This window comes from Rhodococcus sp. P3_B8, from assembly GCF_056402775.1.
This window is the reverse complement of sequence record NZ_JBFUGT010000240.1, coordinates 1-10,169: the sequence shown is the minus strand read 5'-3', so window position 1 is coordinate 10,169 and position 10,169 is coordinate 1. Positions and strand designations below refer to the sequence as shown.

The 10,169-nt window shown below is 67.4% G+C and carries 11 protein-coding genes; 6 read left to right on the top strand and 5 right to left on the bottom strand.

Annotation, left to right across the window (positions count from 1 at the left end; translation table 11 throughout):
• The 3 genes from AC1D1G_RS35270 to AC1D1G_RS35260 form a co-directional block, all read left to right on the top strand.
• On the top strand, window positions 1–672 hold a 672-nt coding region (locus tag AC1D1G_RS35270; protein ID WP_477955738.1), incomplete at its 5' end, for a dihydrolipoamide acetyltransferase family protein.
• Window positions 673–733: 61 nt separating this feature from the next.
• A complete protein-coding gene (locus AC1D1G_RS35265; RefSeq protein WP_280783712.1) occupies window positions 734–1,882 on the top strand; it encodes an MFS transporter in 1,149 nt (382 codons plus the stop codon).
• An 86-nt stretch (window positions 1,883–1,968) separates the two neighbouring features.
• Window positions 1,969–2,601 carry a hypothetical protein gene (locus AC1D1G_RS35260; RefSeq protein WP_283335836.1) on the top strand — a complete coding sequence of 211 codons (633 nt, stop codon included), beginning with the start codon at window positions 1,969–1,971 and terminating at the stop codon, window positions 2,599–2,601.
• Between the two features lie 67 nt (window positions 2,602–2,668).
• Here AC1D1G_RS35260 and AC1D1G_RS35255 read toward each other — a convergent pair whose 3' ends face one another.
• Genes AC1D1G_RS35255 through AC1D1G_RS35245 form a run of 3 tightly spaced genes read right to left on the bottom strand, consistent with a single transcriptional unit; the run spans window position 2,669 to window position 5,538 of the window.
• Window positions 2,669–4,093 carry an NAD(P)(+) transhydrogenase (Re/Si-specific) subunit beta gene (locus tag AC1D1G_RS35255; RefSeq protein WP_283353529.1) on the bottom strand — a complete coding sequence of 475 codons (1,425 nt, stop codon included), beginning with the start codon at window positions 4,091–4,093 and terminating at the stop codon, window positions 2,669–2,671.
• The gene (locus AC1D1G_RS35250) at window positions 4,093–4,425 is read right to left on the bottom strand and encodes an NAD(P) transhydrogenase subunit alpha part 2 (RefSeq protein WP_210460806.1); all 333 of its coding nucleotides are present in this window, start codon (window positions 4,423–4,425) and stop codon (window positions 4,093–4,095) included. The genes AC1D1G_RS35255 and AC1D1G_RS35250 overlap by 1 nt, the downstream gene beginning before the upstream one ends.
• A complete protein-coding gene (locus AC1D1G_RS35245; RefSeq protein ID WP_477955735.1) occupies window positions 4,426–5,538 on the bottom strand; it encodes a Re/Si-specific NAD(P)(+) transhydrogenase subunit alpha in 1,113 nt (370 codons plus the stop codon).
• Between the two features lie 269 nt (window positions 5,539–5,807).
• Here AC1D1G_RS35245 and AC1D1G_RS35240 point away from each other — a divergent pair, with 269 nt between their 5' ends.
• Window positions 5,808–6,209, top strand: coding sequence for a DUF488 domain-containing protein (locus tag AC1D1G_RS35240; RefSeq protein ID WP_280783684.1), 402 nt, complete (start codon window positions 5,808–5,810; stop codon window positions 6,207–6,209).
• Window positions 6,210–6,380: 171 nt separating this feature from the next.
• On the opposite strand, the gene AC1D1G_RS35235 is transcribed toward AC1D1G_RS35240, so the two are convergent.
• The gene (locus AC1D1G_RS35235; RefSeq protein ID WP_418342107.1) at window positions 6,381–7,922 is read right to left on the bottom strand and encodes an AMP-binding protein; all 1,542 of its coding nucleotides are present in this window, start codon (window positions 7,920–7,922) and stop codon (window positions 6,381–6,383) included.
• Between the two features lie 167 nt (window positions 7,923–8,089).
• Between AC1D1G_RS35235 and AC1D1G_RS35230 the strand changes: the two genes are divergently transcribed.
• Both AC1D1G_RS35230 and AC1D1G_RS35225 read left to right on the top strand, forming a co-directional pair.
• Window positions 8,090–8,908 carry a maleylpyruvate isomerase family mycothiol-dependent enzyme gene (locus AC1D1G_RS35230; protein WP_477955734.1) on the top strand — a complete coding sequence of 273 codons (819 nt, stop codon included), beginning with the start codon at window positions 8,090–8,092 and terminating at the stop codon, window positions 8,906–8,908.
• A 5-nt stretch (window positions 8,909–8,913) separates the two neighbouring features.
• Complete coding sequence (locus AC1D1G_RS35225) at window positions 8,914–9,597, top strand: Type 1 glutamine amidotransferase-like domain-containing protein (protein WP_477955732.1); 684 nt, start codon at window positions 8,914–8,916, stop codon at window positions 9,595–9,597.
• 29 nt (window positions 9,598–9,626) lie between these two features.
• Here the strand turns inward: AC1D1G_RS35225 and AC1D1G_RS35220 are convergent, their stop codons facing one another.
• Window positions 9,627–9,956: a hypothetical protein gene (locus tag AC1D1G_RS35220; RefSeq protein ID WP_011594545.1), complete on the bottom strand. Its 330-nt coding sequence runs from the start codon at window positions 9,954–9,956 to the stop codon at window positions 9,627–9,629.
• Between the last annotated feature and the right edge of the window lie 213 nt (window positions 9,957–10,169).

Here is a 10,169-nt window from a genome sequence, read left to right as displayed (position 1 = left end):
GTCCGGAAGCAGACCGCGGCGGCAATGGTCCGCAGCGCGTTCACCGCCCCGCACGTCACCGAATTCGTGACCGCCGACGTGACCCGGTCGGTGGAACTGCTCGACCGCCTGCGTGACCTCCCCGCTTTCGAGGGACTGTCGGTGACACCACTGAGCCTGGTCGCGAAGGCGATGATCGTCGCGCTGCGCGAGAACCCGAGCCTCAACGCCTCGTGGGACGAGGAGAACCAGGAGATCGTCACCAAGCACTACGTCAATCTCGGCATCGCCGCGGCCACGCCCCGCGGTCTGGTCGTCCCCAACATCAAGGAGGCRCAGTCGCTGAGCCTGCTCGAACTGTGCCGCGCGATCACCGAACTGACCGCGACCGCGCGCAGCGGCAGAGCCGAACCCGCGCAGCTGACCGGCGGCACGGTGTCGATCACCAACGTCGGAGTGTTCGGTGTCGACGCGGGAACACCCATCCTCAACCCCGGCGAATCGGCCATCCTCTGCCTGGGCAGCGTCACCAGGCGACCGTGGGTGCACGAGGACGGACTCGCGGTGCGGTGGGTCACCACCCTGAGCGTGTCGTTCGATCACCGGGTGGTCGACGGCGAGCAGGGGTCGAGGTTCCTGTCGTCCGTCGCGGCGATGCTGCACGATCCCGCCTCACTGCTCGCGCACCTCTGATCCTCGGTACGTTTGGGCGGTGAGCACTTCCCGAGCGTCCGCGGTCGACACGCGCGCACCAGTGACCGAGCCGCTCCGCCGGGCTCGTGCGGGAACGTTCGGGATCTTCGGGATCAACGGGTTCCTGCTCGGCATGTGGGTCGTGCACATTCCGGCGATCGAGGACCGGACCGGCATCAGCCACTCCACGCTGGGTTCGCTGCTGCTCCTGCTCGCGGTCGGCGCGATCGGCGGCATGCAGGTCAGCGGTCCACTGGCCGACCGGTTCGGCAGCAGGCGCATGGTGATCATCGCCGGACTCCTCCTGTCGGCCGCCACCGTGGGCCCAGGGCTGGCGTCCGCGGCCTGGCAACTCGGTCTCGCCCTGCTCGTGTTCGGCTTCGCCAACGGCGCACTGGACGTGTCGATGAACTCGCAGGCCGTCGAAGTCGAGCAGCGGTACGGACGGCCGATCATGTCGGCGTTCCACGCCCTGTTCTCCGTCGGCGGGGTGGCAGGATCGCTGCTCGGAGCGGCGACGCTCGCCGCCGGGTGGGCACCCGTGACGGCGTTGCTGGTCGCCGGGGGTGTCGGGGTCGTCACYGTCGCCGCGGGCTCGCGGTGGCTGATGGCGGACCGTCCCCGCTCTCGGCACGACACCGCTCCCGCCGAGAAGGCACAGGGCCGGCTGTCCACCCGGGTCCTCGCGCTCGGTGGCATCGCCTTCGTCCTCATGCTGTCGGAGGGTGTCGCGAACGACTGGAGCACCCTGCAGGTCAAGGAACACCTCGGAACGTCCGATTCCGTCGCCGCCCTCGCGTTCGGAGCCTTCTCCGTGATGATGACGGTGGGCCGGTTCACCGCGGACCGTGTGAGCGGCGCGCTCGGTCCCGTCGCCGTCGTCCGCTACGGCACCCTGATCGCGGCCCTCGGAATGCTGCTCGTCGTCGTCTCCGGGCTGCTCCCGCTCACCGTTCTGGGCTGGGCGCTGTTCGGCCTCGGGTTGTCGGGTTGCGTCCCGCAGATCTTCACCGCCGCAGGGAACCTCGGCGCGGGCTCCGCGGGCACCAACATGTCCCGGGTGGTCGGGCTGGGGTACGTCGGATTCCTCGCCGGCCCGGCCACCATCGGCTGGATCACCCAGGTGGTTCCGCTCACCGTCGCGATGGTGGTGCCCCTGGTCTGCGTGCTCGTGGCCGCCACGTTCGCGGGGGCGGTCCGGCGCACCTGACACGCTCGCCGCACGAACAGGACCGTTCACCGACCTCACAGCGGCCTCTCATCGATCGTTCAGCGTCGGTTGGCACACTGTGTGTCGTGACCGAATCGACTAGCAGGCTGCGTCGCAGTCTTCGTCGCCTCGCCTTCGCTGCGGCGGGTGTGGCGGCACTGTGCGCGCTGTACCTCATCCGCCCCGAATCGTCGGGTCTCGTCCTCCCTGAGGCACTCCGACCCGTCGCCGATCCTGTGATCCAGGCGATCGACGTCACCACGGTGCTCGCAGCGACCGTCGTCCTCGCCATCGTCGCGGCGATGCGAAAACTTTCGTACGGCATGGGTGCGGTACTGCTGCTGTGTATCGGCGCGAATCTCACCAGCGCCGCAGTCCGGGCATGGGAATCGGATGCACCGTCGGTGCTCCTGCCGAGCGGGCACGTCGTCGCCGTCACCGCGCTGTACGGTTCGGCGCTGCTGGTGTCGGCGCCGCGGTTCCGGCCCGTCATCGCGGGCCTGGGTTTCGCCGTCGTCCTCGGTGTCGCGGGGGCCGCCGCGCTGATCGAACCGATCGGCATCTTCGGCCTCGCCGCCGGCCTGATGATCTTGGCGATCTGGTGGGCGCTGGCGTCCACCCTGATGCTGTACTCCCCCGTCGCCGCCGAGCGTGAAGAGCGACGGCCCGACACCGCGGCCATCGCCTTCTCCCGGCACCGCGGCAGTCTGCGCCTCTGAGGCGCTTCGCGCCCGTGCGCCTTTCTGGTAGCTGGTGCTACCAAAAAGGCGCACGGGCCCGGAGGGCCTACAGGGCCTTGAGTTCCTCGGTGACCTCGGAGACCGACTTCTTCGCGTCCCCGAAGAGCATGGAGGTGGTGTCGGCGAAGAACAGCGGGTTGTCGATGCCGGCGAAGCCGGAGTTCATCGACCGCTTCAGCACGATCACCGACTTCGACTGATCCACATTCAAAATGGGCATCCCGTGGATCGGCGACGACGGGTCGTTGCGGGCGGCGGGGTTGGTGACATCGTTCGCACCGATCACCAGGGTGACGTCGGTGCGGGCGAACTCGTCGTTGATGTCGTCCATTTCCTTCATCGCGTCGTACTCGACGTCGGCCTCGGCGAGCAGCACGTTCATGTGCCCGGGCATCCGGCCCGCCACCGGGTGAATGGCGTACTTGACCTCGACACCCTTCGACTCGAGCAGCTTGGCCATGTCCTTGACCGCGTGCTGGGCCTGCGCGACGGCCAACCCGTAGCCGGGGACCACGATCACCTGGTTGGCGTACGCCATCTGGATCGCCGCATCCGCCGCCGAGGTGGACTTCGCCGTCTTCACGGTCCCGTCCCCGACCGCCGCCGCGACGCCGCCGCCACCGAACCCGCCGGCCACGATCGCCGGGATGGACCGGTTCATCGCCTTCGCCATCAGGTTGGTCAGGATCGAACCCGACGCACCGACGATCATGCCGGCCACGATCATCGCCTGATTATTGAGCGCCAGACCGGCGGCCGCCGCGGACAGACCCGTCAACGCGTTCAGCAGCGAAATCACCACGGGCATGTCGGCGCCGCCGATCGGCAGCACCACCATCAACCCGAGCACCGCCGCCAGCACCAGCACCCCCACGATCCACCACTGCGACGTGGGTCCGGTCGGCTCGATGGCCTTGATTCCGATGGCCACCGCCAATGCGACGGCCCCGATCAGCAGCACCGCATTGAGCGGTTGCTGCAGCTTGCCGATGCCGATCGGCCGGCCCGGCAGGGTTTCCTGCAGCTTGAGGAACGCGATCACCGAACCCCAGAAGGAGATCGACCCGATGATCGCCGCGAACAGCGACGCGATGACGATGTGCACCGTCGGCGACTCACCGTGTTGGAAGGCGGTGAACCCGTCCGAGTCCAGGAACTCGGCGTACGCGATCAACGCGACCGTGCCGCCACCGACACCGTTGAACAGTGCCACCAGCTGCGGCATCGCGGTCATCTTCGTCCGCAACGCCGGCGGCACACCCAAGATCACACCGATCACCAGACCGGCGACGATCAGCACCCAGTTGGAGGTGTCCCGGATCGCGATCAGAGTGGCGACCACCGCGACACCCATGCCGACCGCGGCGATCTGGTTACCGCGGACCGCGGTCTTCGGGCCGGTCAGGCCCATCAGACCGTAGATGAACATCGCGAACGCCACGATGTACAGAACGTTGACCAAGTACTCCATTACCGGTCCCCACCCTTCTCAACAACAGCAGCAGCGGGGGCGGCGGGCTTGGACTTGAACATCGCCAGCATCCGGTCGGTGACCACGAAACCACCGACCACGTTGATCGTTCCGAAGACCAGGGCCACGAACAGGATCACCTGCAGCCCCCACGGCGGATTGTCGACCTTGCCGAGCACCACCAGCGCACCCAACACGACGATGCCGTGGATGGCGTTCGTGCCCGACATCAGCGGGGTATGCAACGTGTTCGGGACCTTCGAGATCACCGCGAACCCCACGAACCCGGACAACACCAGGATCGCGATGTTCGCCAACAATTCGGTATACATCTAGGACACACCCTCCTCACGGGTGACGCAGGACGCGGCGAGGACCTCGTCCGAGAAATCGGGGGCCAGCGCCCCGTCGACGAGCATCAACTCCAGCAGCGCGGAGATGTTCTTCGAGTACAGCTCCGACGCGTGCTCGGGCATGCTGGCGGGCAGGTTCAGCGGCGAGCAGATCGTCACCCCGTGCTTGACCACGGTCTGACCGGGCTCGGTGAGCTCGCAGTTACCGCCGGTCTCACCGGCCAGGTCGACCACCACGGAGCCGGGCTTCATGCCCTCCACCGCGGCCGCGGTCACCAACCGCGGCGCCGGACGGCCCGGCACCAGCGCGGTGGTAATGACCACGTCGAAGCCCTTGATCGCGTCCTCGAGCGCCTGCTGCTGCTGCGCCCGCTCCTCCTCGGTCAGCTCGCGGGCGTACCCGCCCTCACCGGCGGCGTCGATCCCCAGATCGAGCCACTGCGCACCGACCGAGCGAACCTGATCGGCGACCTCCGGGCGCACGTCGTAACCGGTGGCCCGGCCCCCGAGACGCTTCGCCGTGGCCAGGGCCTGCAGGCCGGCGACACCGACACCGAGCACCAGCACCGTCGCCGGCTTGACCGTGCCGGCGGCGGTGGTGAGCATCGGGAAGAACCGGGTCGACTCCGACGCCGCGAGCAGCACCGACTTGTACCCGGACACGTTCGCCTGCGACGACAACGCGTCCATCACCTGGGCGCGGGAGATACGCGGGATCGCCTCGACCGCGAACGCCTGCACCCCGGCCGCCTTCAGCGCGGCGACCTGATTGTCCTGGTTGCGGGGGGCGAGGAACCCGATCAGGGTCTGCCCGGCATGCAACCGGCCCACTTCCTCGTCCGACGGCGGCGCGACCTTGACGACCACCTCCGCCGACCACGGGTCGGCGATCTTCGCCCCCACCTCGGTGTACAACTCGTCCGGGATCAGCGCGCCCAAACCGGCACCCGACTCGACCACCACGTCGACGCCCTTGGCGATCAACGACGCCACGATCTTCGGCACCAACGCGACCCGACGCTCACCGTCGTTCGACTCCCGAACGACGCCGACCGTCGGGCGCGCAGTGGACGCGCTCTGCGATGTATCCATGTATCGACTTCCTGCGGTAGATGGTGTGTGTGCCGCGACGAGCGGCGATCAACCGATGATGAGCGGAAATATTTCCCCCGACTCGACTGAGTTAGCTGATAGTAGCCAGAGAAAGCGTGACGTAGGGAACAGAGAAGTCCGTGGGTAGGCGTCTGAATCGAGTCCGAACAGTCGTTCTCACAGATCTTTCTGCTCGTTTGTGAACCCGGTCACAGGGTGTTTCGTCGTAGTCTGACGGTAGACAGCCGCACGGAAGCGGAGGTTCGGCCATGAGCACACCGAAGGAACGGAGCGCGGAGGACGTCACCGCGAATCCACCGGTCGTCGTCGAGCGGGTCTACGACCATCCGACCGAGGGCGACGGACTCCGACTGTTCGTGGACCGGCTGTGGCCGCGGGGGCTCCGCAAGGACGCGTTCCATTTCGACGACTGGGCCAAGGACCTCGCACCGTCGACGGAGCTGCGTCACTGGTACTCGCACGACGTCGCCGCATTCAGCGAGTTCCGCGAGCGGTACGTCCACGAGCTCGACTCGCCGAGCGGACGGAAGGCTGTCGCGCGGGTGCAGGAACTCGCGCAGGGGCGGCCGATCGTTCTCCTGACCGCGACGAAGGACGTCAGCCACAGTCACGCCGAGGTGCTCGCCGAATACATGCTGGATCGGTTGTGACCGCCCACCGCGACGACGCCGCGCCCATCACCGAACCGGACGACGACCTCGGCGGCGACCCCGTCTGCTGGCTCGACCGCGTGTGCCCCGACTGCGGGTTGTTCCTCACCGACCACACCGCGGGCACCTGCCCGCGCTGCGGGGGGCGCGGGACAGGTGACGTGCCGGAATTCAGCCGGCGTTCAGGTACCGGGCACGGAGTTTGTGCTTGACGAGTTTGCCCGTGGGTGTGCGCGGCAGGTCGTCGGAGAAGTCGATGCTGCGCGGCGCCTTGAAGTGACTCACCCGGTCGCGCACGTAGTCGAGTAATTCGCGGGCGACGGCATCGGACGGCTCCACCCCCTCGACGAGTTGCACGACGGCTTTGACCTGTTCGCCCATCTCCTCGTCGGGCACGCCGATCACCGCGACGTCGAACACCTTGGGATGCATCGTGAGAACGTTCTCCGACTCCTGCGGGTAGATGTTCACCCCACCGGAGATGATCATGAACGCGGCGCGGTCGGTGAGATAGAGGAAGCGGTCGGAGTCGATGTACCCGATGTCGCCGCTCGTGGTCCACGTCGGATGGTCGGGGTGCGTCGCGGATTCGGTCTTGGCCGGGTCGTTGTGATATTCGAACGGCCGTTCCTCCCTCTCCCAGTAGACGGTCCCGATGTCACCGACGGGTACGTCCGCACCGTTGTCGTCGCAGATGTGGACGATGCCCATGACCCCGTCGTGGCCGACCGATCCCGGCTTCGCGAGGGCCTGGGCGCTGTCGATGAACGTGGCACCGGCGCCTTCGGTGGACGCGTAGTACTCGTGGATCACCGGGCCCCACCACTCGATCATCGAACGCTTCACGTCGGGCGGGCACGGCGCCGCCGCGTGGATCGCCACCTTCAGACTCGACACGTCGAACTTGTCGCGAACGTCCTTGGGCAGCTTGAGCATCCGGACGAACATCGTCGGGACCCACTGGCTGTGGGTCACCCGGTACTCCTCGATGAGCCGCAGCGCCTCCTCGGCTTCGAAGCGGTCCATCAGGACGATCGTGCCGCCGACGGACGTGATGGTGCCGCAGAAGCGCAGCGGCGCTGCGTGATACAGGGGTGCGGGGCACAGATAGACGGTGTCGGAATCGAATCCGTACATCGGGGCGAACACGGCGGTGTACGGATCCGTGGTGGTGTCCACCTCGCCCTCGGGCAGAGCGGGTTTGATCCCCTTGGGCCTGCCGGTGGTGCCCGAGGAGTACAGCATGTCCTGCCCGCGGGGCTGCGAATCGAGCGGTTCGGCCGACTGCGCCGCCACGGCGTCGTCGTAGCTGTCGAATCCGTCGAGTTCGCCGCCGTACACGAGACGGTGACGGATGCGGGGCAGCTGATTCTCCTCGCGCGGCACGGCGCCGCCCGCATCGGCGGACACGATGAGCACCTCGGCTCCGCAGTCGTCCACGACGTAACCGGCTTCCTCCGGGGTGAGATGCCAGTTCACCACGGTGATGTACAGCCCGGATCGCAGCGCCGCCCAGTACACCTCGAGAACCCGGAGGTCGTTGCTCGACACGAGCGCCAGGTGGTCGCCGACCTTCAGGCCGAGCGAACGCAGGTGCCGCGCGAGGCGGGTGGACCGCTCGTCCAGCTCCCGGTAGGTCAGCTGCTCCCCCGTCGAGGGACGAATGACAGCGGGCTTGTCCGGGGTGGTCGCCACGAAGTTTCCAGGGAACATCCGCACTCCTTTTGTTAATGGAGATTCTCACCATCGGTCTACCACACCGAACCCGGGACGGGGAGGCCTTCGACGCCGTCACCGGCGCATTCGTCCGCCCGCGGCAAAAACCCTCGGACGCGTCGGCGGGAGGTCCTAGAGTTGAGGCAAAAGGAGGCGTACGACCCGTGAATGCCCTGCAGAAGGAACCGATCCTCGACGCATTGTTCGAGGAATGGGACGCACTCGACGACGTGCTGTCCACGTTGTCCGGCGACGCGTGGTTCACGCCCACCGCGCTGCCGGGCTGGACCGTCCACGACGTGACCGCGCATCTCATCGGCACGGAGTCGCTCCTTGCCGGAATCTCCGCACCGCACACCAGCATCGACGTCCGCGGCCTCGCGCACGTGCGCAACGAGATCGGTGCGTTCAACGAAGAGTGGGTCGAGGGGCTGCGGGGGTGCTCCGGCCCCGAGATGCTCGAGCGTTTCCGGGTGATCGTGGCCCGCAGGCGGTCGGAGCTGAGCGAGATGACCGACGATGCGTTCGAGGCCGAGACCACCACACCGGTCGGTCCGGCTCCCTACCTCCGGTTCATGCGCATCCGCGTGTTCGACTGCTGGATGCACGAGCTCGACCTGCGCGACGCCCTCGCGCTGCCCGGCGACGAGGGCGGCCTGCGCGGGGAGACGGCGTTCGAGGAGATCGCGGGCGCTGTCGCGTTCCTCGTCGGCAAGCGCGGTAAGGCCCCGGACGGGTCGAGGATCACCCTGGAGCTGACGGGACCGCTCGCGCGGAACATTCACGTCGCCGTCGACGGCAGAGCCGCGGTGGTCGACGAACTGCCGTCCGAGGCCACCGCGACCGTGACTCTCGACTCCCGGCTGTTCACCCGGTTGGCGGGCGGCCGGACGACGGCGGCCGATCACCGCGACGAGATCGCGTTGAGCGGCGACACCGCCATGGGCAAGAGGATCGTCGACAACCTCGCGTTCACGATCTGACCGCGGTGCGCCTGTTCCTGTCCTCGTATCGGTTCGGTGCGGATCCCGCGCCGCTGCTGTCGCTCGTCGGCCGCCCGGGGCGCGTGGGGGTGATCGCCGCGGCCGCGGACGCGTGGCCGCGGACGGCGCGGACGTCCGCGGTGGTGAGTGACGTGATGCCGCTGACGCGGCTGGGCTTCACCCCGGAAGAGGTGGATCTGCGCGACTACATCGGCAGCGACGGGCACGCGCGTTCGGCCGCGCTGAGGGAGCGGCTGGCGGGGTTCGGCATGCTGTGGGTGCGCGGCGGGAACACGTTCGTGTTGCGCGCGCAGATGGCCCGGAGCGGGGCGGACCGGGTGATCCCGGACCTACTGCTGCGCGATTCGCTGGTGTACGCCGGCTACAGCGCGGGGGCGTGTGTGATGACTCCGACGCTGCACGGTCTCGACTCCTCCGATGACCCGGCGGAGGTGGTCGCAACCTGCGGCATGGAGCCGCTCTGGGACGGTCTGGGCGTGGTGGGCTTCGCGATCGTGCCGCATCACCCGCCTGCGGAGCTTCCAGGGGCCGAAGACGCCGTCCCCTTGGAGGACGCGGCAGCCGTTCGGCGCACTGTCACCGCTTTGAGGCTCGCCGGCATCGAATACCGCACTTTGACGGACGATCAGGCGATCGTCGTGAACGGAGATCGAACCGAACTCGTGTGACGACGGCGAGCCCTGCGACGGGAAGGCCTTCAGCCGAAGACGGCGACCGGCACGGACGGAGTGAACGGGGCGACGCGGTCGAGTGCGGCCCAGGTGACCTCGCAGCGCTTGGCGGTGACTTCGTCCGCGTCGGCGAGGAGCGTGTTCAGGAGGGTCTTCGGGTTCAGGCGCCATTCCTGCACCATGGACCGAACTTCCTCGTTGGTGAACAACCCCGAACCGGCCAGTGCGAAGATCCATTCGTCGAACTCGCCACGGTGGATCTGTTCGATGGAATCGTAGTCGATACCACCGTCGAGGAACTCGTACGAGAACATCGCGGAGATGTAGCTGCTGGGATCTCGGTGGAGTGCATTCATCGGTGCGGGTCCTTCCAGGGTCGGTGCGGCAAAACCCGGCCCCAACCGTGTTCTAGCTCACATTTCGTGAGAATCTCCGTTTGGGTGTAACGCCTCGCCGGTGTTTGACGATGCAAGACGCTAACCCGTAGAAGTGAGTTTTTGCATTGCCTGGTCGATACGATCCGGTAACGGAGTGACGAATGTGACCTGTGTTACACCCGATTCGTCCGG

What these genes read in the sequence shown, in the direction of transcription:
- AC1D1G_RS35245 (WP_477955735.1), bottom strand. Translation starts at nt 5,538, where the DNA reads ATGGATACATCGCAGAGCGCGTCCACTGCGCGCCCGACGGTCGGCGTC.
- AC1D1G_RS35240 (WP_280783684.1), top strand. Translation starts at nt 5,808, where the DNA reads ATGAGCACACCGAAGGAACGGAGCGCGGAGGACGTCACCGCGAATCCA.
- AC1D1G_RS35250 (WP_210460806.1), bottom strand. Translation starts at nt 4,425, where the DNA reads ATGTATACCGAATTGTTGGCGAACATCGCGATCCTGGTGTTGTCCGGG.
- AC1D1G_RS35220 (WP_011594545.1), bottom strand. Translation starts at nt 9,956, where the DNA reads ATGAATGCACTCCACCGAGATCCCAGCAGCTACATCTCCGCGATGTTC.
- AC1D1G_RS35255 (WP_283353529.1), bottom strand. Translation starts at nt 4,093, where the DNA reads ATGGAGTACTTGGTCAACGTTCTGTACATCGTGGCGTTCGCGATGTTC.
- AC1D1G_RS35235 (WP_418342107.1), bottom strand. Translation starts at nt 7,922, where the DNA reads ATGTTCCCTGGAAACTTCGTGGCGACCACCCCGGACAAGCCCGCTGTC.